Annotated in this window: 23 protein-coding genes; 12 read left to right on the forward strand and 11 right to left on the reverse strand. The window is 69.1% G+C overall.

The annotated features are described in order from the left end of the window. Positions 1 to 10: 10 nt before the first annotated feature. The 6 genes from ACFT4A_RS16690 to ACFT4A_RS16715 all read right to left on the reverse strand — a co-directional run bounded on the left by ACFT4A_RS16690 (position 11) and on the right by ACFT4A_RS16715 (position 4550). The gene (locus tag ACFT4A_RS16690; protein WP_382830580.1) at positions 11 to 751 is read right to left on the reverse strand and encodes a Tellurium resistance; all 741 of its coding nucleotides are present in this window, start codon (positions 749 to 751) and stop codon (positions 11 to 13) included. A gap of 129 nt (positions 752 to 880) precedes the next feature. Continuing rightward, positions 881 to 2026, reverse strand: a complete 1146-nt coding sequence (locus ACFT4A_RS16695) for a DUF475 domain-containing protein (RefSeq protein WP_382830583.1) — start codon at positions 2024 to 2026, stop codon at positions 881 to 883. A 125-nt stretch (positions 2027 to 2151) separates the two neighbouring features. Next, positions 2152 to 2727 (reverse strand): TerD family protein, encoded by a 576-nt coding sequence (locus ACFT4A_RS16700; RefSeq protein ID WP_382830585.1) that lies wholly within the window; start codon positions 2725 to 2727, stop codon positions 2152 to 2154. Between the two features lie 95 nt (positions 2728 to 2822). Further along, a complete protein-coding gene (locus ACFT4A_RS16705) occupies positions 2823 to 3398 on the reverse strand; it encodes a TerD family protein (protein WP_184592174.1) in 576 nt (191 codons plus the stop codon). 147 nt (positions 3399 to 3545) lie between these two features. After that, complete coding sequence (locus ACFT4A_RS16710; RefSeq protein ID WP_382830589.1) at positions 3546 to 4004, reverse strand: peroxiredoxin; 459 nt, start codon at positions 4002 to 4004, stop codon at positions 3546 to 3548. Positions 4005 to 4112: 108 nt separating this feature from the next. Further along, positions 4113 to 4550 carry a DUF3052 domain-containing protein gene (locus tag ACFT4A_RS16715; protein ID WP_039932421.1) on the reverse strand — a complete coding sequence of 146 codons (438 nt, stop codon included), beginning with the start codon at positions 4548 to 4550 and terminating at the stop codon, positions 4113 to 4115. 415 nt (positions 4551 to 4965) lie between these two features. On the opposite strand from ACFT4A_RS16715, the gene aceE reads away from it, so the two are divergent. Both aceE and ACFT4A_RS16725 read left to right on the forward strand, forming a co-directional pair. Continuing rightward, entirely contained in the window at positions 4966 to 7713 is a 2748-nt protein-coding gene (aceE, locus tag ACFT4A_RS16720; RefSeq protein ID WP_382830591.1) for a pyruvate dehydrogenase (acetyl-transferring), homodimeric type, read from the forward strand. 83 nt (positions 7714 to 7796) lie between these two features. Then, entirely contained in the window at positions 7797 to 8531 is a 735-nt protein-coding gene (locus ACFT4A_RS16725; RefSeq protein ID WP_382830593.1) for a potassium channel family protein, read from the forward strand. A gap of 63 nt (positions 8532 to 8594) precedes the next feature. On the opposite strand, the gene ACFT4A_RS16730 is transcribed toward ACFT4A_RS16725, so the two are convergent. Both ACFT4A_RS16730 and ACFT4A_RS16735 read right to left on the reverse strand, forming a co-directional pair. Then, a complete protein-coding gene (locus tag ACFT4A_RS16730; RefSeq protein WP_382830596.1) occupies positions 8595 to 8906 on the reverse strand; it encodes a small hydrophobic protein in 312 nt (103 codons plus the stop codon). A 243-nt stretch (positions 8907 to 9149) separates the two neighbouring features. After that, a complete protein-coding gene (locus ACFT4A_RS16735; RefSeq protein ID WP_382830598.1) occupies positions 9150 to 10775 on the reverse strand; it encodes an MFS transporter in 1626 nt (541 codons plus the stop codon). Between the two features lie 138 nt (positions 10776 to 10913). Here ACFT4A_RS16735 and ACFT4A_RS16740 point away from each other — a divergent pair, with 138 nt between their 5' ends. The 3 genes from ACFT4A_RS16740 to ACFT4A_RS16750 all read left to right on the forward strand — a co-directional run bounded on the left by ACFT4A_RS16740 (position 10914) and on the right by ACFT4A_RS16750 (position 13752). Then, complete coding sequence (locus tag ACFT4A_RS16740) at positions 10914 to 11546, forward strand: TetR family transcriptional regulator (RefSeq protein WP_382830601.1); 633 nt, start codon at positions 10914 to 10916, stop codon at positions 11544 to 11546. Between the two features lie 73 nt (positions 11547 to 11619). Further along, positions 11620 to 12828 (forward strand): alpha/beta hydrolase, encoded by a 1209-nt coding sequence (locus ACFT4A_RS16745; RefSeq protein ID WP_382830604.1) that lies wholly within the window; start codon positions 11620 to 11622, stop codon positions 12826 to 12828. Positions 12829 to 12894: 66 nt separating this feature from the next. Beyond that, the gene (locus ACFT4A_RS16750; protein WP_382830746.1) at positions 12895 to 13752 is read left to right on the forward strand and encodes a DUF4429 domain-containing protein; all 858 of its coding nucleotides are present in this window, start codon (positions 12895 to 12897) and stop codon (positions 13750 to 13752) included. An 85-nt stretch (positions 13753 to 13837) separates the two neighbouring features. Here the strand turns inward: ACFT4A_RS16750 and ACFT4A_RS16755 are convergent, their stop codons facing one another. Together ACFT4A_RS16755 and ACFT4A_RS16760 are read right to left on the reverse strand one after the other, a co-directional pair. After that, on the reverse strand, positions 13838 to 14851 hold the full coding sequence (locus ACFT4A_RS16755; RefSeq protein WP_382830607.1) for an aldo/keto reductase: 1014 nt from the start codon (positions 14849 to 14851) through the stop codon (positions 13838 to 13840). Then, positions 14848 to 15312: a MerR family transcriptional regulator gene (locus ACFT4A_RS16760; protein ID WP_382830610.1), complete on the reverse strand. Its 465-nt coding sequence runs from the start codon at positions 15310 to 15312 to the stop codon at positions 14848 to 14850. Before ACFT4A_RS16760 ends, ACFT4A_RS16755 begins: the two co-directional genes overlap by 4 nt. Positions 15313 to 15410: 98 nt before the next feature. Here ACFT4A_RS16760 and ACFT4A_RS16765 point away from each other — a divergent pair, with 98 nt between their 5' ends. Both ACFT4A_RS16765 and ACFT4A_RS16770 read left to right on the forward strand, forming a co-directional pair. After that, entirely contained in the window at positions 15411 to 15881 is a 471-nt protein-coding gene (locus ACFT4A_RS16765) for a GNAT family N-acetyltransferase (protein ID WP_382830613.1), read from the forward strand. Between the two features lie 18 nt (positions 15882 to 15899). After that, complete coding sequence (locus ACFT4A_RS16770; RefSeq protein ID WP_382830616.1) at positions 15900 to 16715, forward strand: serine hydrolase domain-containing protein; 816 nt, start codon at positions 15900 to 15902, stop codon at positions 16713 to 16715. Between the two features lie 3 nt (positions 16716 to 16718). Here the strand turns inward: ACFT4A_RS16770 and ACFT4A_RS16775 are convergent, their stop codons facing one another. Beyond that, a complete protein-coding gene (locus ACFT4A_RS16775; RefSeq protein ID WP_382830618.1) occupies positions 16719 to 17372 on the reverse strand; it encodes a pirin family protein in 654 nt (217 codons plus the stop codon). Between the two features lie 59 nt (positions 17373 to 17431). Between ACFT4A_RS16775 and fasR the strand changes: the two genes are divergently transcribed. From fasR to fabF, 5 genes are all read left to right on the forward strand, one after another. Beyond that, on the forward strand, positions 17432 to 18637 hold the full coding sequence (gene fasR / locus ACFT4A_RS16780) for a fatty acid biosynthesis transcriptional regulator FasR (RefSeq protein WP_382830621.1): 1206 nt from the start codon (positions 17432 to 17434) through the stop codon (positions 18635 to 18637). 89 nt (positions 18638 to 18726) lie between these two features. Then, a complete protein-coding gene (locus tag ACFT4A_RS16785) occupies positions 18727 to 19656 on the forward strand; it encodes an ACP S-malonyltransferase (protein WP_382830624.1) in 930 nt (309 codons plus the stop codon). A 25-nt stretch (positions 19657 to 19681) separates the two neighbouring features. Next, positions 19682 to 20683: a ketoacyl-ACP synthase III gene (locus ACFT4A_RS16790; RefSeq protein ID WP_382830627.1), complete on the forward strand. Its 1002-nt coding sequence runs from the start codon at positions 19682 to 19684 to the stop codon at positions 20681 to 20683. A gap of 80 nt (positions 20684 to 20763) precedes the next feature. Further along, positions 20764 to 21012 (forward strand): acyl carrier protein, encoded by a 249-nt coding sequence (locus tag ACFT4A_RS16795; protein WP_003989952.1) that lies wholly within the window; start codon positions 20764 to 20766, stop codon positions 21010 to 21012. 85 nt (positions 21013 to 21097) lie between these two features. Then, positions 21098 to 22369 (forward strand): beta-ketoacyl-ACP synthase II, encoded by a 1272-nt coding sequence (gene fabF, locus ACFT4A_RS16800; RefSeq protein ID WP_382830630.1) that lies wholly within the window; start codon positions 21098 to 21100, stop codon positions 22367 to 22369. Positions 22370 to 22480 lie beyond the last annotated feature (111 nt).

Here is a 22480-nt window from a genome sequence, read left to right on the forward strand (position 1 = left end):
AGGCGGGCCCTCAGCGCTCGACCTTCGTCTTGTAGCCCCGGCCCCACTGCAGGCCCCACCCGTACAGCCGGTCCAGCTCGGCCTGGAAGCCGTAGACGAACTTCGCCTCGCGGCGCACGATGATCTCGTCGTTCTTGATCTTCTCGATCATGACGACGGCGCAGGAGCGTGCCTGCGGCTGGCGTTCGTCGAGGTGGATCTCGATGCGCGGGCCGCTGCTCGGGTAGAGGGTGACGCTGGCGTGGGTGCGGTCGAAGGCGGGTGTCTGGTCGTAGATGTAGACGAAGACCAGGAGCCGCTTGATGTTGTCGCGGTGGTCGAGGTTGATGTACATCGTCTCGCCGGACCCGGAGCCGAAGCGGTCGTCGCCGCTGAGCTTGACGTACGGCGGGGCGTTGACGTCGCCGAAGTAGCCGCCGAGGGGCTGGACGACGCCCTTGGTGCCGTCCTGGAGCTCGTAGAGGCAGCCCAGGTCGAGGTCGACGTTGACCATGCTCTGGCTGTGGCCGACGACCTCAGGTGGCTTGAGGGCCCGGAAGGGGTGCCGCAGCAGGCTCTCGCGCTGCGGGCCGCCGATGTCGGACGTGCGCATCCGCCAGCTCAGGTTGACGCGCAGATGGCCGGTGGCCGCGTCCTGCTTGGTGAGTGATATCTGCGCGTGCCGCTTGGTCAGCTCGATCGCGTTCGTTGCCGCGTGGCCCGAGTCGAACTGCATGTTCCGCCCGCGCCCGAGTCCGTCGAACAGGCCCATTCCGCCCCCCACCTTCACTTGGAGACCGCAGGTCATCGCATGTCCCACGGCCGTGACAGCCGACGGGGCGGCGCCGAGGACTCGCCTCGGCAGCCGCCCCGCACAGAGCGTTCCTCACCCGGAGGGGTGTCACACCCCGGACGAGACCTCAGTCTTCTCGTCCGAGCCGGCTTTTCCCTCGGCCGCCGCGATGGCGCGGTTGCGGCGCACGGAGGACCAGAAGGAGGCGCCGATCAGCACGACACCGATGAGGCCGGTGATGAACTCGTTGATCTCGTACTGGATGGTGACGAGCAGGACCAGGGCGAGCGCGCCGATCGCGTAGTGCGCGCCGTGCTCCAGGTAGACGTAGTCGTCGAGGGTGCCCTCGCGGACCAGGTAGACCGTGAGGGACCGGACGTACATGGCGCCGATGCCGAGGCCGAGGGCCATCAGGACGATGTCGTTGGTGATGGCGAAGGCGCCGATCACGCCGTCGAAGGAGAAGGAGGCGTCCAGGACCTCGAGGTAGAGGAACATGAAGAACGCGGCCTTGCCGGCCAGCTTGACGGCCGACTTGGGCTTGCCTTCGCGGGCGGCCTTCTCCTCGGCCTCGTGCTCGCGCTCCTCCTCCTCTTCGAGCTTGTCCTCGAAGTAGCCGGAGAGGCCGCCGACGATCATGTAGGTGATCAGACCCGCGACACCGGAGAGCAGGACGGTCTCCGCCTTGTCGGCGTGGGTGCCGCCGTGCTGGTGGGCGTTGGCGCCGAAGGTCATCGAGGAGATCAGCAGGACGATCAGGGCGATGCAGACCGACAGCATGTCGACCTTGCCGAGCTTGGCCAGCGGGCGCTCCAGCCAGCCGAGCCACTTGATGTCCCGGTCCTCGAAGATGAAGTCGAGGAAGATCATCAGCAGGAACATGCCACCGAAGGCGGCGATCGACGGGTGGGCGTCGGTGACGTACTGCTGGTACTGGTCCTTGTCGGTGAGCGCGAGGTCGACGGCCTCGATCGGCCCCAGCTGGGCACTGATCGCGACGATCACGACGGGGAAGACCAGTCGCATGCCGAAGACGGCGATCAGGATGCCGATCGTGAGGAAGATCTTCTGCCAGAAGGCATTCATCTTCTTCAGGATCCCGGCGTTGACCACCGCGTTGTCGAAGGACAGCGAGATCTCGAGGACGGACAGGATCGCTACGACGCCGAACGCGGTCCACCCTCCGTAGAGAACCGCTGCGACCAGGCCGAGCGCGGTGACCGCGAACGACCACCCGAAGGTTTTCAGAACCACTGGCTACCCAATCGTGTGTGTACGGGGCTCCCCCGCGCCGTACCCGGCTTTACGAACTTTTGAAGCCGAAGTCTAGTCCGGCCCCCTCCATACCCCACCGGGCCCCGGATTTTGCTCATAACGCGTTATGAGACGCTGACCCCGAAGTCGAGCGCGATGCCCCGCAGCCCCGACGCGTACCCCTGTCCCACCGCCCTGAACTTCCATTCGCCCTGGTAGCGATAGACCTCGCCGAAGATCATCGCGGTCTCCGTGGAGGCGTCCTCGCTCAGGTCGTAGCGGGCGAGTTCCTGGCCGTCCGCCTGGTTCGCGACGCGGATGAAGGCGTTGCTGACCTGGCCGAAGGTCTGGCCGCGCTCGTCGGCCATGTGGATGGAGACGGGGAACACGATCTTGTCGCACTGCGACGGCACCTTGGAGAGGTCGATCAGGAGCGACTCGTCGTCGCCGTCGCCCTCACCGGTGAGGTTGTCACCGGTGTGCTCCACCGAGCCGTCCGGGCTCTTGAGCTGGTTGTAGAACACGAACCACTCGTCCCCGAGCACCCGCCCACCGCTGCACACCAGAGCGCTGGCGTCGAGGTCGAAGGGGGCTCCGGTGGTGGAGCGCGCGTCCCAGCCGAGCCCGATCATCACCTGCGTGAGGTTCGGTGCGGCTTTGGACAGGGAGACATTGCCTCCCTTGGCGAGCGTGACACCCATGATTCCCTCCCCTGTCGTTTCTCAGGTGGTCCTGCACGTCCGGCGCCGCACGTAAACCGTGCGGCGCCGGGTGGTGAGACCTTGAGCTCGTCGGCTCAGACGTTCACGCCGAAGTCCTGCGCGATGCCGCGCAGGCCCGAGGCGTAGCCCTGGCCGATGGCGCGGAACTTCCACTCCGCGCCGTGGCGGTAGAGCTCACCGAAGACCATGGCGGTCTCGGTGGAGGCGTCCTCGCTCAGGTCGTACCGGGCGATCTCGGTGCCGCCGGCCTGGTTCACGACGCGGATGAACGCGTTGCGCACCTGTCCGAAGGACTGCTGGCGGGTCTCGGCGTCGTAGATCGAGACCGGGAAGACGATCTTCTCTACGTCGGCCGGGACGGTGGCGAGGTCGACCTTGATCTGCTCGTCGTCACCCTCGCCCTCACCGGTGAGGTTGTCGCCGGTGTGCTCGACGGAGCCGTCCGGCGTCTTGAGGTTGTTGAAGAAGATGAAGTGCTGGTCGTTGCCGACCTTGCCGGAGTTGTTCAGCAGCAGCGCGCTGGCGTCCAGGTCGAAGTCCGTGCCGGTCGTGGTGCGGATGTCCCACCCCAGACCGATGATGACCGCGGTCAGGCCCGGCGCCTCCTTGCTAAGCGATACGTTGCCGCCCTTGCTGAGGCTGACTCCCACGAGTCCTCCATTGGTGTTCTGGGGCGGGATGCCCCGTTGTGCTCGGATGTCGGATCAACGAGTCGATCCTAGTGACGGGTTCCCGCCCCACCCAGGCCCTGAAGCCTGGAATTCAGCGGGTGTCGGGCACATGACGCCCGACCGGCGTCACAGGGAGTCGAGCGCCTTCACGTAGTCGTTCAGGTCGCGCGCGTCCGGCAGGCCGTTGACGACGGTCCACCGCACGACGCCCTCCTTGTCGATGACGAAGGTGCCGCGTACGGCGCAGCCCTTGTCCTCGTCGAAGACGCCGTAGTCCCGCGAGACGTTGCCGTGCGGCCAGAAATCCGACAGCAGCGGGTACTCCAGACCCTCCTGCTCGGCGAAGACCCGCAGGGTGTGGATGGAGTCGTTGGAGACGGCGAGCAGCTGGGTGTCGCGGTCGGAGAACTGCGGCAGGTTGTCGCGCAGCTCGCACAGCTCGCCGGTGCACACGCCGGTGAAGGCGAAGGGGTAGAAGAGCAGCACGACGTTCTTCTCGCCGCGGAAGTCGGACAGCTTCACGCTCGCGCCGTGGTTGTCCTTGAGCTCGAAGTCGGGGGCCTTCTCGCCGGCCTGGATCGCCATCGTGGTGGATGTCCCTTCGTGCGGCTTCTCGGGTGGACCCACCCTACGCAGGAACCGGGACATGCCGATGGGCGGGCCGACAACAGTCGACCCGCCCCGTCCGAACGACTAACGCTTGGACTTGGCGGCCTTCGGCGTGGCCAGCCGGCTGCCGCTCCAGTCCTTTCCGACGCTGACGCTCTTGGACGCCGTCAGACCCGCCGTAGTGGCGGCCTCCGAGATGTCGCTCGGCTCCACATAGCCCGAACGGCCGGTCTTCGGCGTGAGGAGCAGGATCGCGCCGCCCTCTTCGATGTACGTGGTGGCATCGACCAGCGAGTCCGTCAGGTCGCCGTCGTCGTCACGGAACCACAGCACAACGGCGTCGGCCACGTCGTCGTAGTCCTCGTCCACCAGGTCGCTCTCCACAATGCCTTCGATGGCTTCACGGAGTTCCTGGTCCACGTCGTCGTCGTAGCCGATCTCCTGGACCACCTGCCCGGGCTGGAACCCCAGCCTGGCGGCAGGGTTCGTCCGCTCCTCCGCGTGGTCCGCGGTCGCGCTCACGGGTTGCCTCCTGATCATGTTTTGGGAATGTCTCAGCCACGCGCGTGCGCGAAGCATTGGCCGTAGTCCACACGGGCGGGGCGGATCGCGCAAGTACCCGGCCGTTCAGACCGCCGAAACGGTGACGATCCTGGCCGTGTCACCGCAACTCCAGGCACACCATCATGGTCCGAGGTGACGTACACCACACCTTTCTGCCCTGTTTGGGCGTTTGGGAATCGTCTGTGGGTACGAGACTCGAATGTATTCGTCCCATACGTCACAGAGCCGAGTTCCCGCCCGGGTTACCGCTCGGTAGAGATGACGTTTACGGCGCCGAGGTAGACCATGGGTGGCGGCGCAGCCCAGCGACATCGCCCAGCGACCTCAGCGAAGCAGCGGCCCCGGCACGGCCCTCCGACAGGTAAGGAACAGCGTGGCTTCCGCATCCGATCGCAACCCGATCATCATTGGCGGCCTTCCGAGTCAGGTTCCTGACTTCGACCCCGAAGAGACGCAGGAGTGGCTCGACTCCCTCGACGCCGCTGTCGACGAGCGCGGCCGGGAACGCGCCCGCTATCTGATGCTGCGGCTGATCGAGCGGGCCCGCGAGAAGCGCGTGGCCGTGCCGGAGATGCGCAGCACGGACTACGTGAACACCATCCCGACCAAGAGCGAGCCGTTCTTCCCGGGCAACGAGGAGATCGAGCGGAAGATCCTCAACGCGACCCGCTGGAACGCGGCCGTGATGGTGTCCAGGGCCCAGCGCCCCGGCATCGGCGTCGGCGGCCACATCGCCACGTTCGCGTCCTCCGCGTCCCTCTACGACGTCGGCTTCAACCACTTCTTCCGCGGCAAGGACGAGGGCGACGGCGGCGACCAGGTCTTCTTCCAGGGCCACGCCTCGCCGGGCATCTACGCCCGCGCCTTCATGCTGGACCGGCTCAGCGAGCAGCACCTGGACGGCTTCCGCCAGGAGAAGTCCAAGGCCCCGTACGGCCTGTCGTCGTACCCGCACCCGCGTCTGATGCCGGACTTCTGGGAGTTCCCGACGGTGTCGATGGGCCTCGGCCCGATCGGCGCGATCTACCAGGCGCGGATGAACCGCTACATGCACGCGCGCGGGATCGCCGACACCTCGAAGTCGCAGGTGTGGGCGTTCCTCGGCGACGGCGAGATGGACGAGCCGGAGTCGCTGGGCCAGCTGTCCATCGCCGCCCGCGAGGGCCTGGACAACCTCACGTTCGTCGTCAACTGCAACCTGCAGCGCCTCGACGGTCCGGTGCGCGGCAACGGCAAGATCATCCAGGAGCTGGAGTCGATCTTCCGTGGCGCCGGCTGGAACGTGATCAAGCTGGTGTGGGACCGCAGCTGGGACCCGCTGCTCGCCCAGGACCGCGACGGCGTGCTGGTCAACCGGATGAACACCACGCCCGACGGACAGTTCCAGACGTACGCCACGGAGACCGGCGCGTACATCCGCGACCACTTCTTCGGCGACGACCACCGGCTGCGCGCCATGGTCGAGGGCATGACCGACGACCAGGTCCTGCACCTGGGGCGCGGCGGTCACGACCACAAGAAGATCTTCGCGGCCTACAAGGCGGCGGCCGAGCACAAGGGCCAGCCGACGGTGATCCTCGCCAAGACGATCAAGGGCTGGACGCTGGGCCCGAACTTCGAGGGCCGCAACGCCACGCACCAGATGAAGAAGCTGACGGTCGACGACCTCAAGCGCTTCCGCGACCGCCTCCACCTGCCGATCTCGGACCAGGAGCTGGAGTCCGGCGTCCCGCCGTACTACCACCCGGGCCGGGACTCGGAGGAGATCCAGTACATGCACGACCGCCGCAAGGGACTCGGCGGTTACGTCCCGACACGTGTCGTGCGGTCCAAGCCGCTGCCTCTCCCCGAGGAAAAGACGTACGCGACCGTGAAGAAGGGTTCGGGACAGCAGTCCATCGCGACGACGATGGCCTTTGTCCGGCTCCTCAAGGACCTCATGCGGGACAAGGAGATCGGCAAGCGGTTCGTACTGATCGCGCCGGACGAGTACCGCACGTTCGGCATGGACTCGTTCTTCCCGAGTGCGAAGATCTACAACCCGCTCGGCCAGCAGTACGAGTCGGTCGACCGTGATCTGCTGCTCGCCTACAAGGAGTCCCCGAACGGCCAGATGCTGCACGACGGCATCTCGGAGGCGGGCTGCACGGCCTCGCTGATCGCGGCCGGCTCGGCCTACGCCACCCACGGCGAGCCACTGATCCCGGTCTACGTCTTCTACTCGATGTTCGGCTTCCAGCGCACCGGCGACCAGTTCTGGCAGATGGCCGACCAGCTGGCGCGCGGTTTCGTCCTGGGGGCGACCGCGGGCCGTACGACGCTGACCGGTGAGGGCCTCCAGCACGCCGACGGCCACTCCCAGCTGCTGGCCTCCACGAACCCCGGCTGTGTGGCGTACGACCCGGCGTTCGGCTTCGAGATCGCCCACATCGTGCAGGACGGCCTGCGCCGGATGTACGGCGGCTCCGAGGAGCACCCGCACGGCGAGGACGTCTTCTACTACCTGACCGTCTACAACGAGCCGATCCAGCACCCGGCCGAGCCGTCGGACGTGGACGTCGAGGGCATCCTCAAGGGCGTCCACCGCTTCAGCGAGGGCACGGAGGGCTCGATCCCGGCGCAGATCATGGCGTCCGGTGTCGCGGTGCCGTGGGCGGTCGAGGCGCAGCAGATCCTCGCGCGGGAGTGGAACGTCAAGGCCGACGTCTGGTCGGCGACCTCCTGGAACGAGCTGCGGCGCGAGGCCGTGGACTGCGAGCGGCACAACCTGCTGCACCCCGAGGAGGAGCAGCGGGTGCCGTATGTGACGCGGAAGCTGGCCGACGCGCAGGGGCCGGTCGTGGCCGTGTCCGACTGGATGCGGTCGGTTCCGGACCAGATCGCGCGCTGGGTGCCGCAGACGTACCAGTCGCTCGGCGCGGACGGCTTCGGCTTCGCCGACACGCGGGGCGCGGCCCGCCGGTTCTTCCACATCGACGCGCAGTCGATCGTGGTGGCGGTGCTGACCGAGCTGGCCCACGCGGGCAAGGTCGACCGGTCGGTGCTCAAGCAGGCCATCGACCGGTACCAGCTGCTCGACGTGGCGGCGGCCGACCCGGGGGCCGCGGGCGGCGACGCATGACACGCTGAACACCGTCAGGGGGTGGTGCGCGTCACGGGTACACCGTGGGCGCACCACCCCTTCACGTTTTCTACGATGCGGCCATGCAGCAGCAGTCGGCCCAACTCCGTTGGGAACAGCACACCCAGCGGCCCCTCTTCGGCCTGGCCCTGGCCTTCGCCGTCGCCTACGCCGTGCCGATCGTCCGGCCGGACGCGAGCCGGGACGTGGTGGAGGTGTGCACCGCGGTGGAGTGGGTGGTGTGGGGGGCGTTCGCGCTCGACTACCTGATCCGGCTGGCGCTCGCGGAGCAGCGGCTGAGGTTCGTACGGACGCACTGGCTCGACCTGGGCGCGGTGTTGCTGCCGGTGATCCAGCCGCTGCGGCTGCTGCGGCTGGTGTCGACGCTGCTGCTGGTCGGGCAGCGGGCCCGGATGGCCTCGCAGATACGGCTCACCACGTATGTCGGCGGTGCCGTGGTCGGGTTGCTGATGTTCGGGTCGCTGGCGGTGCTGTCCGTGGAGCGGGACTCGCCGGACGGGAACATCAGAACGCTGGGTGACGCGGTGTGGTGGTCCTTCACGACGATGACGACCGTCGGGTACGGGGACCACGCGCCGACCACGGGCATGGGGCGGATGCTGGCGGTGGGACTGATGCTCTCCGGGATCGCGCTGCTGGGTGTGGTGACGGCGAACATCGCGGCGTGGTTCATAGCGCGGTTCGAGAAGGACGACGTGGAGGAACGCCGGCAGACGGAGGCGATACGGGAGCTGACGGAGGAGGTGCGGGCGCTGCGCGGGGAGTTGGCGGCGCTCAAGGGGACACCGGTGGAGTGAGACCCGAAAGGGCCGCCGGCGCGGTGCCGGAGGCCCTTTTCGATGCCCGGTCGCTTCCCCGGGTCAGAACAGCAGGCCGTTGCCCGGAGTCGCCGTTCCGGCCAGCCAGATGATGGCCAGGAGGGTGTCGATGGCACCCAGGACCAGGGCGACCACGGCCGTGGCCGGGCGGGAACCCGACCAGGTGCGGCCCATGGCGAGCCAGCCGCAGACGATCGCCGCGGGGCCGAGGATGATCCCCAGCACGAAGAAACCGGCGACCGCGCAGATGACTCCGATGATGCCGAGCGTCGCGCGATCCGGCCCGGTCCGTGACCACGTCCGACCACGTGAGCGGGGGTGCCTGCGCGTACCGTGTCCGAAGCTCGCCATCATCAACTCCCGGAAACCTTGGGTGGGTTGGGGTTGGTTCGAGTACGTCGTGGCGAGTACCCACGGTACGGATTTCAATCGCGCTGCCGCGCGCTGCCCCCCTCCGGCAGCGCGCCGCAGCGACCGTCCCCCGTGCCCTGCGGAGGACTTGACCCACTGTGACCTGCGGCGCGTACCGGAGGGGAGAGATCAAGGGGTTTCTCCACCCTGATGGGCGAAATCGGAGAAGAACCCCCCGAGAGACCGTCAGATGTGCGCGGCGCCCGCGCCGGCCTCCGCGTTCTCACCGCGCTTGGTGAGGAACGCCACCAGCACCGCGACCACGGCGACCCCGGCGGCCACGAGGGACGCCGCGCTCATGCCGGAGATGAAGGTGTCGTGGGCGACGCCCGTGATCTTCGCGGCGATCGCGTCCGGCGTACCCGGCGCCAGCGGCGGGACACCGACCTGGACGGCCTCGGAGGCCTGGTGCTCCTGCTCCGGCGTCAGCGGCGGAAGCCCCGCCTTCGTCCAGTTGTCCGCGAGGTCGCTGTTGACCTTGGAGGCCATCACCGCACCCAGCACGGCCGTACCGAGGCTGCCGCCGATCTGCATGGCGGCCTGCTGAAGACCGCCCGCCACACCCGAGAGCTCCATCGGCGCGTTGCCGACGATGACCTCCGTGGCGCCGACCATGACCGGCGCGAGGCCGAAGCCCAGCAGGGCGAACCAGAGCGACATGACGCCGCTGCCGGTGTCCGTCTCCAGGGTCGACATCCCGTACATGGCGATCGCGGTGAACGCCATACCGCCGGCGAGCGGGACGCGGGGACCGAACTTGGTGATCATCGCGCCGGCGAGCGGCGAGCCGACGATCATCATGCCGGTGAGCGGCAGCAGATGCAGACCCGCGTCGATCGGGCCCATGCCGTGCACGTTCTGGAGGTAGAACGTCACGAAGAACAGGCCGCCCATGAAGGCGATGGCCATCAGGATCATCAGCACGACACCCGCGGACAGCGCCACGGAACGGAACAGCGCGAGCGGGATCAGCGGCTCCTTCACCTTCGTCTCCCAGAAGGCGAAGAGCGCGAAGCACAGCACGGAGGCACCGAGGAACGACAGCGTCTTGACGTCGCCCCAGCCCCACTCGGACGGCGGGGCCTTGATGAGCGCCCACACCAGGCAGAACACGGCCGTCGACAGCAGGGCGATGCCCAGGAGGTCGAAGGAGCGCGGGGCGTTCTCGGCGCGGTGGTCGGGCAGGATCAGCACGCCGAGGACGACGGCGAGGACACCGACCGGCACGTTGATGAAGAACACCGACTGCCAGTTGACGTGCTCGACGAGCACACCGCCGAGGACCGGGCCGCCCGCGGTGGACGCGCCGATGACCATGCCCCAGATGCCGATCGCCATGTTCAGCTTCTCGGCCGGGAAGCTGGCCCGCAGCAGGCCGAGCGCGGCCGGCATCAGCAGCGCGCCGAACAGGCCCTGAAGGACGCGGAAGACGACGACGAACGCGATGCTGTCGGACAGGCCGATGGCGCCCGAGGCGGCGGCGAAGCCGACGACGCCGATGAGGAAGGTCTGCCGGTGGCCGAAGCGGTCACCGAGCTTGCCCGCGGTGATCAGGGAGACCGCGAGGGCGAGGAAGTATCCGTTGGTGATCCACTGGACCTCGGCGAAGGTGGCGCCGAGGTCCTTCTGTATGGCCGGGTTGGCTATGGCCACGATGGTGCCGTCGAGGGCCACCATCATGACCCCCACAGCGACGGTGATGAGGGTGAGCCAGGGGTGTCCCCGCAGCCCCTTGCCCGGCGTCGCGTCCGACGGCGCCGCCGGCGCCTTGCCCCCCGACCCCGTCGTGTCGATGGTGGTCTGACTAGTCATGCGTCGAGGCTAATGACAGCCGCTGACAATTGACAAACCAATTCACAAGTCGGTAACTGACAGGACACCCTCAGATAGCCTGAACTGCGAAAACGGTCCGGAGGGGAGCCGGAGGAGACTCGGAGGAGAGAGAGCCGCTTGAACCTGCGTGAACGCAAGAAGCAGCGCACCCGGGACGCGCTGCTGCGCGCCGCCCTCGAACTGTTCGCCACGCGCGGGTACGACGAGACCACCGTCGACGACATCGCCGCCGCCGTCGACGTCTCGCAGCGCACCTTCTTCCGTTACTTCGCCGGCAAGGAGGAGACGGCGTTCTTCGTGCCGCGGCTCGCGGAGGACCTCGTCGTCCAGGCCCTCCAGGTGCGCCCGCCGGACGAGGCCCCGCTGGAGGCGCTGCGCCGGGCCGTGCTGGAGAGCTGGGACACCATCAGCGAGGCCGTCGAGGAGATCGTGCCGATCGACCTCCATCTGCGCGTCTACCGGGTGATCGAGTCGACGCCCGCGCTGTTCGCCGCCCATCTGCGGCGGTCGGCGGAACTGGAGGAGCAGCTCGCGCGCATCATCGCCGAACGCGAGGGGCTGGACGTGGACGCGGATCCGCGGCCGAGGATCATCGTGGCCCTGTTCGGCGGGGTGATTCGCGTCACCGAGCGACTGTGGTCCGCGGGGGACGAACTCAGCCTCGCGGGAATGCGCCAACTCACCACGACATACCTGGATCAGGTGGGTCCGGCACTGGCCGGGAACTGGCGTACAGAACAGTCCCCTTAACACACACACCGAAACGTGATCCCGGTCACTTGGTTAACGCGAGACCCTCTCGTTCTCCTAGTGTGTCCTTTCAGTGACTTCCTTCGACACCTCCCCGCAATTGAACGTCTGGCGCGCACTGCTCGCTCTGGCCGTCGTGTTCGTGATGCTGGCGACCACCGGCTGGACGGCCCTGCGCAACCAGCGGGGCGACACGCCGCTCCAGGCCTCGCTCTCCGCCTGGGAGCACGGCCGGATCGGCGGGCACGAGCTGCCGGACCCCGAGGCCCAGCCGAAGAAGCTGGCCCGCTTCTTCGCCTCCCTCACCGCGCAGGACCGCGCGAGCCTGGTCCGCAAGTATCCGCTCGCGGTCGGCAACATGAACGGCGCCCCGGTCGAGCTGCGCTATCGCGCCAACCGCGTCGCGCTCGAACAGGCACGCAAGGCCGAGCGGGAACGCATGCACGACAGCCGCCTCACCGCGGTCGGGAAGCAAGAGGCCGGCCGGAGGATGCACCGCTTCGAGGACCTCATGGAACCGGGCCGCCACATCCTCGCCTTCGACCCGGAGGGCTCGGGCCGGGTGGCGGAGGTCTTCGGCGATCTGCGCAGGGCGGACCGGGTCTCGGTCGTCGTGCCCGGCGTGGACACCGACCTGCTCACCTTCCAGCGCACCCAGCGCAAGTACTCGGCGCCCGTCGGCATGGCCGAGTCCCTGCACGCGGCCGAGCGGAAGGCGAACCCCTCGACCCGTACGGCCGTGATCGCCTGGGCCGACTACACGGCCCCCAGCGGACTCGGCATCGACTCGGCCACGGCGATGCGCGCCGCGGAGGGTTCCGTACGACTGAACGCACTGGTACGGGCGCTGCCCGGCGACAAGCCGGTCTCGCTGTTCTGCCACAGCTACGGCTCCGTGGTGTGCGGGGTCGCGGCGGGTTCGCTGCCGTCCAAGGTGTCCGACATCGCGGTGGCCGGCAGCCCCGGCATGCGCGTCGAGAAGGCCGCCCAACTGCACACCAGCGCCCGGGTGTGGGCCATGCGGGACGCCGACGACTGGATCCAGGACGTGCCGTACCTGGAGGTCGGCGGGCTCGGCCACGGGGCCGACCCGGTGTCCTCCGCGTTCGGTGCGCGGGTGCTGTCGGCGCAGGGTGCGAAGGGGCACGCCGGCTACTTCGAGCCGGGCACGGCAAGTCTGATGAATTTCGCAGAGATCGGCGTTGGCGCATACCGCTCGGTGCACTGCGCGCACGAAGACGGCGTCTGCCGGACCGGTTTGTCCGGCACGGCGGCCGCCTGACGCGCGTAGAGGCGAAGAAATTGCGGTCTGCTCGGTAGGGGGACGGAGGAGCGTGTGCCGCATACGATGAGCCGCATGGGTGACGTACTGGCCGGATTTCATGCCGCCTGGGAGTTCGAGTCCGACTCCGTGCTCATCCGCTACGAACGGGGGATTCGAACACCGAAGCTCTTTCAGGCGCTCGGGGAACGCCGTGTCCCCCTGGACGCGATCGCCGGGGTGACGCTGACGCGCGGAAAACGCGGCACGGTCGTGCTGCGCGTCGAGCCGCGGCCCGGTGCGGACCCTCTGATGGAGGCGGCCGCCGGGCAGCTGAAGGAGAGCGGCGATCCCTACCGGCTGGTGATGCCCGCCGACCGCGAGGTGCTCGCGGAGTACTACGCCGACGAACTGCGGGGGCAGCTGACGGAGTCCGGGCCGGCGGATCGGTTCCTCGTGGAGCCGCCGAAGGGGCCGTTGTCGTTCAAGGCGTACGACGGGAAGGCCTCGTTCGACGGGCGGACCGTCAACTTCCGCTGGTTCTGGACGGGGGCGTCGTCGGCGAAGTGGAAGGCCGGGGACCAGAACTTTCCCGTCGGGGAGCTGAACGGGGTGGAGTGGCGCTCGCCCGAGGTGTTCGAGGGGCATCTGCGGTTGCTGGGCCGGGACACGGGGTCGGCTGCCGCGCAGGCCGATCAGGATCCGGCCGCGGTGGTGTTCGGGCTGGGGTACGGGCCGGTGCATGAGTCACTGCCGTTCGCTGCGGCGGTGTTGGCGGCGGTGCGGACGTCCAGTCCGGTGGCGGCCGTCACGGCGGGTGGGCCCCGCCGTGACCCCGCGGACATCGCCGAGCGGATTCGGCATCTTGGGGAGTTGCACCAGGCCGGGTTGGTGACGGATGAGGAGTTTTCGGTCAAAAAGGCGGAGTTGCTGGCGCAGCTTTAGCGTCTGCCGCGTTCGGTGCGTTGGCGGGCGCGGGTTGTACGTGGTTGTTCGCGCAGTTCCCCGCGCCCCTTGAGAGCAGGCCCCTCTACTCCCTGCCCGCCGACGTGAACGCCATGTCCGCGTACCTGTTGCCTGCCACCTTGGCCGCGATCGGGGCCAGGAGGGCCAGTTCGTCGTCGGTGAGGACGATCCTGGTCGCTGCCGTGTTTTCCTCCACCCTGGACGGCTTGCGGGTGCCTGGGATCGGGATGACCGGGAGGTCGTGGACCGATGCCTGCTGGTGGACCCAAGCCAGGGCGATCTGGCCCGCCGATACGCCGTGGGCCTCGGCGACCGTGCGGATGGGGTCCAGCAGGGCGCCGTTGGCGGTGGCGTTGTCGCCGGTGAAGCGGGGCTGCTGGCGGCGGAAGTCGCCCGACGACAGGTCCTCGGCGCTCGCGAAGGAGCCGGTGAGGAAGCCGCGGCCCAGCGGCGAGTACGCGACGAGGGTCACACCGAGGTCGCGGGCCGCGGGGACGACGTTCGTCTCGATGTCACGGCTGAAGAGCGACCACTCCGACTGCACGGCGGCGATGGGGTGGACGGCGTGGGCGGCGTGGAGTTCGCCGGCCGTGACCTCGCTCAGACCGAGGTGCTTGACCTTGCCCTCGCGGACCAGTTCGGCCATGGTGCCGACGCTCTCCTCGATCGGCACGTTCACATCGCGCCGGTGCATGTAGTAGAGGTCGATGACATCGACGTCCAGGCGCTTCAGGCTCGCCTCGACGGCCTCGCGGATATAGGGCGGGTCGTTGCGGATGACGCGGCGCGTCGGGTCGTCCGGGGGGATCGACAGGGCGAACTTGGTCGCGATGACGAGTTCGTCGCGGTGGGCCTTGAAGAACGGCGCCAGGAACCGCTCGTTCTCGCCGGCCCCGTAGGCGTCGGCCGTGTCGTAGAGGGTGACGCCGAGTTCGAGGGCCCGTTCCAGGGTGGCCCGGGAGGCGTCCGTGTCCGAGGGGCCGTAGCCGAAGTTCATGCCCATGCAGCCGAGGCCCTGGACGCCCACCTCGGGGCCGTCGTCGCCCAGCTTCGCCGTCGTGATCCTGCCGTCCGTCATCGGGACCTCTCCGACGCCAGGGCACGCCCGGCGTCCGCGTAGAAACTGATCTTCCTGTCGAGCACGGCGAGCGTGCCGCGGAGTTCGTCGATCCTGGCCAGGACGTCCTCGCGGGTCGTCTTGAGCAGGTCGAAGCGCTCGCCGTAGGTGTGGTCGCCCTCGCGCACCAGTTCCGCGTACCTGACCATGTCGGCGACCGGCATGCCCGTCAGGCGAAGCTTGCCGACGAGGTCGAGCCAGTCGAGGTCGCGGTTGGTGTAGCGGCGCTGGCCGGTGTGGGACCGGTCGATGTGCGGCATCAGGCCGATGCGCTCGTACCAGCGCAGGGTGTGCGCGGTCAGGCCGGTGAAGGCGACGACCTCGCTGATCGTGTACCTGTCCTCGCCGTCCGGGCGGCGGTCCTGCTGCGGCGGGCCGGCGCAGGTGTCGGTCCTGGTCCCCGTGGTCTCCATCACCGTCATGGCCCCAACGCTAGAACCTTGGAGTGCACTCCAAGCAAGCGCGGACGGTAAGAAATGGGCAGGACGTTTCTTGATCCGTCTGGTTAGCGTACGGAGTCATGAGTTCAGTACGTCGTGCCCTGCCCGAGGACGCCGAGGAAGTCCTGCGGCTGCGCCAAATCATGATCGACTCGATGTTCACGAGCGACCCGTCCACCCGCTGGCACGGGGAGTCCCTCCCCACGCTGAAGGCCGAACTGGGCAAGCCGGAGGCGGACTTCGTGGCGTTCGTCGTGGACCACCCGGAGCGGCCCGGGGCGCTGGCGTCGCTGGTGGCCGGGACGATCGACTACCGCATCGGGAAGTCGGGAGACCCGCAGGGCAAGGTGGGTTTCGTCTTCAGCGTCGCCACCGACACGGACGCCCGGCGCCGCGGGTACGCACGCGCGTGCATGCAGACCCTGCTGGAGTGGTTCCGCACCCGCGGCGCCCGGCGCGTCCAGCTCACCGCCTCACCGGAGGCCGAGCCGCTGTACGTCTCCCTGGGCTTCCGGCCCAAGCCCGACCCGTTGCTGGAGCTGACGCTCTGAGCGCATAGGCTCGAACGCATGTCGCTCAAGAGCCTCGCGTTGATCGAGAACTGGCCGGTTCCCACTGCCGCGGCGGGTGTCGTCCGGGCGGACGGCACCGTCCTCGGCACCCACGGACCGGCCGGACAGCGGTTCCCGCTCGCCTCGGTGACCAAGCCGCTCGCCGCGTACGCGGTGCTCGTCGCGTACGAGGAGGGGGCGGTCGAGCTCGACGAGCCCGCCGGTCCGGCCGGCTCGACGGTGCGGCATCTGCTCGCGCACACCTCGGGCCTCGCCTTCGACGAGCACAAGGTCATGGCGCCGCCCGGGGAGCGGCGGCTGTACTCGAACGCCGGTTTCGAGCAGTTGGGCGACCACCTCGCGAAGGCGACCGACATTCCCTTCGGGGAGTATCTGCGGCAGGCCGTGCTGGAGCCGCTGGGGATGACCTCGACGGCCCTGGACGGCTCTCCGGCCAAGGACGGGGTGTCCACGGTCGAGGATCTGCTGCGGTTCGCGGCCGAGGTGCAGGCACCGCGGCTGCTGGATCCCCGTACGGTCGCCGAGGCGATGACCGTGCACTACCCGGGTACGAAAGGCGTTCTGCCGGGGTACGGCCACCAGAACCCCAACGACTGGGGGCTGGGCTTCGAGATCCGCGACTCCAAGTCGGCGCACTGGACGGGGTCCTCGTCCTCACCGCGCACGTTCGGGCATTTCGGGCAGTCCGGTACGTTCCTGTGGATCGACCCCGACGCGCGTGCCGCGTGCGTGGCGCTGACGGACCGGGCGTTCGGGCCGTGGGCAGTGGAGGCCTGGCCGGCGTTCACGGACGCCGTGCTCGCGGAGCTCTAGGGCCTAGGACATTTCCCAGATCAGCAACTCGGCGTCGGTCACGCCCTCGGCCTCCAGGGACTTGGCGTCGGTGATGCGGGCCGCGTCGCCCGCGCCCAGTTGCTCGCCGTCGAGGCGTACGTCACCCCGTACGACATGCACGTACGCGTGCGCCCCGTCCGGCACCGCCGTCCGCTCCCCCGCCCCGAGGCGCCGCACGTGCAGCATCGCGCCGGCCTCCGGGACGGCGTAGGGCGTCGAGTCGGCGATGCCGTGGACGACCTCGTAGGACGGGTCGCCGCCGGGGCGGAGCGGGGCCAGCCACATCTGCACGAAGGTCAGCGGGCCGGGGCCGTCGTTGCGCTCCACGTGACGTACCCCACCCGCCGAGCTGAGCCGCTGCACGTCCCCGTGGCGCACCACCGACTCGTGCCCGGTGGAGTCCCGGTGCGTCAGCTCGCCCTCCACGACCCAGGTGACGATCTCGGTGTGGCTGTGCGGATGCTCGTCGAAGCCGGCCTCCGGGGCCAACCGCTCCTCGTTGCAGGCGATCACCGCGCCGAAGCGGAGGTTGTCCGGGTCGTAGTGGGGCCCGAAGGAAAAGGCGTGCCAGGTCTCGATCCCCACGGCGGGTTCCCCGCCGGGGTAGCGCTCGTGAGCGCGCCGTACGTCCATCACGCGGTCCACCGTAGACCCGGCGACGCACCTTCCCGTCCGGATAAGGCAGTCTTGTCCCCGTGCCCGAACCCGAAACCAGCAAGAACGCAGCCCCTGCACACGACGCCCACCCGCATGCCGCGACGCTGAAGCGGCTGGTGGAGTCGTCCGGATCGCTCGCCGCGCAGGCCATCGCGCGGATGGACGAGACGCTGCCCTGGTACCGGGCCATGCCACCGGAGAACCGTTCCTGGATCGGTCTGGTCGCGCAGGCGGGTATCGCCGCCTTCACCGAGTGGTTCCGGCAGCCGGACGCCCCGCAGGCCATCTCCACCGACGTGTTCGGAACCGCGCCGCGCGAGCTGACCCGGGCGATCACGCTGCGGCAGACCGTGGAGATGGTGCGCACCACCATCGAGGTCATGGAGAGCGCGATCGACGAGGTCGCGGCCCCCGGCGACGAGAACGTGCTGCGCGAGGCGCTGCTCGTGTACGCCCGGGAGATCGCCTTCGCCACCGCCCAGGTGTACGCGCAGGCCGCCGAGGCACGCGGTGCCTGGGACGCCCGACTGGAGTCCCTGGTCGTGAACGCCGTGCTCAGCGGCGAGGCCGACGAGGGCGCCGTGTCCCGCGCCGCCGCCCTCGGCTGGAACTCGCCCGAACACGTGTGCGTAGTGCTCGGCACCGCTCCCGACGGCGACTCCGAACTGACCGTGGAGGCGATCCGGCGGGCCGCCCGGCACGCCAAGCTCCAGGTGCTGACCGGAGTGCTCGGGGACCGCCTCGTCGTCATCGCGGGCGGCAGCGACAACCCGCTGGCCGTCGCCAAGTCGCTCATCGGCCCGTACGCGGCCGGCCCGGTCGTGGCGGGCCCGGTGGTGCCGGACCTGCTGGCCGCGACCCGGTCCGCGCAGGCCGCCGCGGCGGGGCTGAAGGCGGGTTCCGCCTGGCAGGACGCCCCGCGCCCGGTGCTGGCGGACGACCTGCTCCCGGAGCGCGCGATCGCCGGTGACCCCTCGGCCCGTGAGCAACTGGTGGAGGAGATCTACAGACCACTGGAGGAGGCCGGGGCCGCTCTCCTGGAGACCCTCAGTGTCTATCTCGAACAGGCGAGCAGTCTCGAGGGCGCGGCCCGCATGCTGTTCGTCCATCCCAACACCGTCCGCTACCGGCTTCGACGTGTGACTGACGTCACCGGTTGGTCACCCTCCGATGTACGCTCTGCCTTCACGCTGCGGATCGCTCTGATCCTGGGGCGTCTGGTCGATGGAGATCTCCAGCCCTAAGGTTTTGTCGGAGCCCGACAAAACCCCCTCGTGTTCTTCGTCCCTGTCCCCACGGGCGGCCGTGCCCGTCCCCAAGAGAGAGTGTGAGAGTGCTCGTACTCGTCGCTCCCGGCCAGGGCGCCCAGACGCCCGGCTTCCTGTCCGCATGGCTCGACCTCCCCGGTGTCCGCGGTGCCCTCGAGGCATGGTCCGACGCCGCGGGCCTCGACCTGATCCGTTACGGCACCGAGGCAGACGCGGACGAGATCCGCGACACCGCGGTGGCGCAGCCGCTGCTGGTCGCGGCCGGACTGGCGTCCACGTACACGCTGTTCGACGACCCGGCCGAGCTGCCGCGCAAGGTCGGCGCCATCGCCGGGCACAGCGTCGGCGAGTTCACCGCGGCCTCGCTGGCCGGTGTGCTCCCGCACGAGGAGGCCGTACGCCTCGTCCGCACTCGCGGGCTCGCCATGGCCGAGGCCGCCGCCGTCACGGAGACCGGCATGGCGGCCCTGCTGGGCGGTGACCCGGCAGTGACGGTTCCGCACCTGGAGAAGCTGGGGCTGACCCCGGCGAACATCAACGGCGCGGGCCAGATCGTCGCGGCCGGTACGAAGGAGCAGCTCGCCGCGCTGGAGGCGGACAAGCCCGAGGGCGTGCGCAAGGTCGTCGCGCTGAAGGTCGCCGGAGCGTTCCACACCCACCACATGGCCCCCGCGGTCGACACGCTGGCGAAGGCCGCCGAGGCCCTGACGCCCGGCGACCCGCAGGTCGGCTATGTCTCGAACAAGGACGGGCGGTCCGTCGCCGCCGGCACCGAGGTGCTGGACCGTCTGGTCGGTCAGGTCGCCAACCCGGTCCGCTGGGACCTGTGCATGGAGACCTTCAAGGAGCTCGGCGTCACGGCCCTGATCGAGGTGTGCCCCGGCGGTACCCTCACCGGTCTCGCCAAGCGTGCTCTGCCCGGTGTGAAGACGCTGGCCCTGAAGTCCCCCGCCGACCTCGACGCGGCTCGCGAGCTCATCGCCGAGCACGCCTGACCGCCGCCCCCAAGGAGCCGTCCGCATGGCGAAGATCAAGCCCAGCAAGGGCGCCCCGTACGCGCGCATCCTCGGCGTCGGCGGGTACCGCCCGACCCGGGTCGTGCCGAACGAGGTGATCCTCGAGACGATCGACTCGTCCGACGAGTGGATCCGCTCGCGCTCCGGTATCGAGACCCGGCACTGGGCGAACGACGAGGAGACCGTCGCCGCGATGTCGGTCGAGGCCTCCGGCAAGGCGATCGCCGACGCCGGGATCACCGCCGAGCAGATCGGCGGCGTGATCGTCTCGACCGTCTCGCACTTCAAGCAGACCCCGGCCGTCGCCACCGAGATCGCCGACAAGCTCGGCACGAACAAGGCCGCCGCCTTCGACATCTCGGCCGGCTGCGCGGGCTTCGGCTACGGCCTCACGCTCGCCAAGGGCATGATCGTCGAGGGCTCCGCCGAGTACGTGCTGGTGATCGGCGTGGAGCGGCTGAGCGACCTGACCGACCTGGAGGACCGCGCGACGGCCTTCCTGTTCGGCGACGGCGCCGGCGCGGTCGTCGTGGGCCCGGCCCAGGAGCCCGCCATCGGCCCCACGGTCTGGGGCTCCGAGGGCGACAAGTCCGAGACGATCAAGCAGACCGTGCCGTGGACGGACTACCGTTCCGGCGAGGTCGCCAAGTTCCCCGCCATCACGCAGGAGGGCCAGGCGGTGTTCCGCTGGGCCGTGTTCGAGATGGCGAAGGTCGCCAAGGAGGCGCTGGACGCCGCCGGCATCTCCGCGGAGGACCTGGACGTCTTCATTCCGCACCAGGCCAACGAGCGGATCATCGACTCGATGGTGAAGACACTCAAGCTGCCGGAGTCCGTCACGGTCGCCCGTGACGTACGCACCACCGGCAACACCTCGGCCGCCTCGATCCCGCTCGCGATGGAGCGGCTCCTGGCGACCGGCGAGGCGAAGAGCGGCGACACCGCGCTCGTCATCGGCTTCGGGGCGGGTCTCGTCTACGCCGCGACTGTCGTTACCCTCCCCTAGGCACTCCGTGCCGGATCAAGCGTCCGGCACGGGAGGAAACACCTGCCACACCCTCTGGATATCTACGAAGGAGCGCCAACATGGCCGCCACTCAGGAAGAGATCGTCGCCGGTCTCGCCGAGATCGTGAACGAGATCGCCGGCATCCCGGTTGAGGACGTCCAGCTGGACAAGTCCTTCACCGACGACCTGGACGTCGACTCGCTGTCCATGGTCGAGGTCGTCGTCGCCGCCGAAGAGCGCTTCGACGTCAAGATCCCGGACGAGGACGTCAAGAACCTCAAGACCGTCGGCGACGCGACCGACTACATCCTCAAGCACCAGGGCTGATCGACCGACCAGGTCCTGGGCCGACTGCCCCGCCACCCGGCGGTGGCGCCGCTTAATCCTCGTATCCGTTGGAGAAAGAATTCCCGTGAGCCCGACCAATCGCACCGTGGTCGTCACCGGTATCGGCGCAACCACACCGCTGGGTGGCGACGCAGCCTCTACCTGGGAGGGCCTGATCGCCGGACGTTCCGGCGTCAAGCCCCTGGAGCAGGAATGGGCCGCCGAGCAGGCCGTCCGTATCGCGGCCCCGGTCGCCGTGGAGCCGACCGAGGTCATTCCCCGGCCGCAGGCCCGCCGCCTGGACCGCTCGGCGCAGTTCGCGCTGATCGCGGCCAAGGAGGCGTGGGCCGACGCCGGTTTCGAAGCGAGCGCCGACGAGGACCCGAACGTCGACCCCGACCGGCTCGGCGCGGTCATCGCCTCCGGCATCGGCGGCGTGACGACTCTGCTCGACCAGTACGACGTGCTGAAGGAGAAGGGCGTACGCCGCGTCTCCCCGCACACCGTGCCCATGCTGATGCCCAACAGCCCCTCGGCCAACGTGGGGTTGGCCGTGGGCGCCCGGGCGGGCGTGCACACGCCGGTCTCCGCCTGCGCCTCGGGCGCCGAGGCCATCGGCTACGCCATCGAGATGATCCGCACGGGCCGCGCCGACGTCGTCGTCGCGGGCGGCACGGAGGCGGCGATCCACCCGCTGCCGATCGCCGCGTTCGGCAACATGATGGCGATGTCCAAGAACAACGACGACCCGCAGGGCGCGTCGCGTCCCTACGACGTGGCCCGCGACGGCTTCGTCCTCGGTGAGGGCGCCGGTGTCGTCGTCCTGGAGTCCGCCGAGCACGCCGCGAAGCGCGGTGCGCGGGTGTACGCCGAGGCGGTCGGCCAGGGCATCTCGGCCGACAGCCACGACATCGTGCAGCCGGAGCCGGAGGGCCGCGGCATCTCGCAGGCCCTGCAGCACCTGCTGGAGCGCAACGACCTGGACCCGGCGGAGATCGTGCACGTCAACGCGCACGCCACGTCGACGCCGGCCGGTGACATCGCCGAGTTGAAGGCGCTGCGGAAGGTGTTCGGCGACGACGCCGACCACTTCGCGGTGTCCGCGACGAAGTCGATGACCGGGCATCTGCTCGGTGGTGCGGGTGGTGTCGAGACGGTGGCCACGGTGCTCGCGCTGTATCACCGGGTGGCTCCGCCGACCATCAATGTCGAGAACCTGGACCCGGAGGCGGAGGCGAATGCCGATGTCGTCCGGGGTGAGGCTCGGAAGCTGCCGGTGGACGGGCGTATCGCCGCGTTGAACGACTCGTTCGGGTTCGGTGGGCACAATGTGGTGCTGGCGTTCCGGACGGTTTGATCGCTGAGCGTTTGAATGGCCCGAGCTCCCTGGGTGGGGGGTTCGGGCCATTCGCCGTTTTGTGTCGCGTTGTGGGGCGGGTGCGGGTCGCCTTTGGCTGGTCGCGCAGTT

The sequence above is a fragment of the Streptomyces sp. NPDC057099 genome (genome assembly GCF_042671245.1).
GTDB classification, from domain to species: domain Bacteria; phylum Actinomycetota; class Actinomycetes; order Streptomycetales; family Streptomycetaceae; genus Streptomyces; species Streptomyces purpurascens.

Bases quoted from the DNA above. Each gene is read 5' to 3' on its own strand.
- ACFT4A_RS16735 (WP_382830598.1), bottom strand. From the start codon at position 10,775: ATGACTAGTCAGACCACCATCGACACGACGGGGTCGGGGGGCAAGGCG.
- ACFT4A_RS16700 (WP_382830585.1), bottom strand. From the start codon at position 2,727: ATGGGTGTCACGCTCGCCAAGGGAGGCAATGTCTCCCTGTCCAAAGCC.
- ACFT4A_RS16795 (WP_003989952.1), top strand. From the start codon at position 20,764: ATGGCCGCCACTCAGGAAGAGATCGTCGCCGGTCTCGCCGAGATCGTG.
- ACFT4A_RS16755 (WP_382830607.1), bottom strand. From the start codon at position 14,851: ATGACGGACGGCAGGATCACGACGGCGAAGCTGGGCGACGACGGCCCC.
- ACFT4A_RS16730 (WP_382830596.1), bottom strand. From the start codon at position 8,906: ATGATGGCGAGCTTCGGACACGGTACGCGCAGGCACCCCCGCTCACGT.
- ACFT4A_RS16750 (WP_382830746.1), top strand. From the start codon at position 12,895: ATGAGCCGCATGGGTGACGTACTGGCCGGATTTCATGCCGCCTGGGAG.
- ACFT4A_RS16765 (WP_382830613.1), top strand. From the start codon at position 15,411: ATGAGTTCAGTACGTCGTGCCCTGCCCGAGGACGCCGAGGAAGTCCTG.
- ACFT4A_RS16790 (WP_382830627.1), top strand. From the start codon at position 19,682: ATGGCGAAGATCAAGCCCAGCAAGGGCGCCCCGTACGCGCGCATCCTC.
- ACFT4A_RS16770 (WP_382830616.1), top strand. From the start codon at position 15,900: ATGTCGCTCAAGAGCCTCGCGTTGATCGAGAACTGGCCGGTTCCCACT.
- ACFT4A_RS16690 (WP_382830580.1), bottom strand. From the start codon at position 751: ATGGGCCTGTTCGACGGACTCGGGCGCGGGCGGAACATGCAGTTCGAC.
- ACFT4A_RS16710 (WP_382830589.1), bottom strand. From the start codon at position 4,004: ATGGCGATCCAGGCCGGCGAGAAGGCCCCCGACTTCGAGCTCAAGGAC.
- ACFT4A_RS16760 (WP_382830610.1), bottom strand. From the start codon at position 15,312: ATGACGGTGATGGAGACCACGGGGACCAGGACCGACACCTGCGCCGGC.
- ACFT4A_RS16725 (WP_382830593.1), top strand. From the start codon at position 7,797: ATGCAGCAGCAGTCGGCCCAACTCCGTTGGGAACAGCACACCCAGCGG.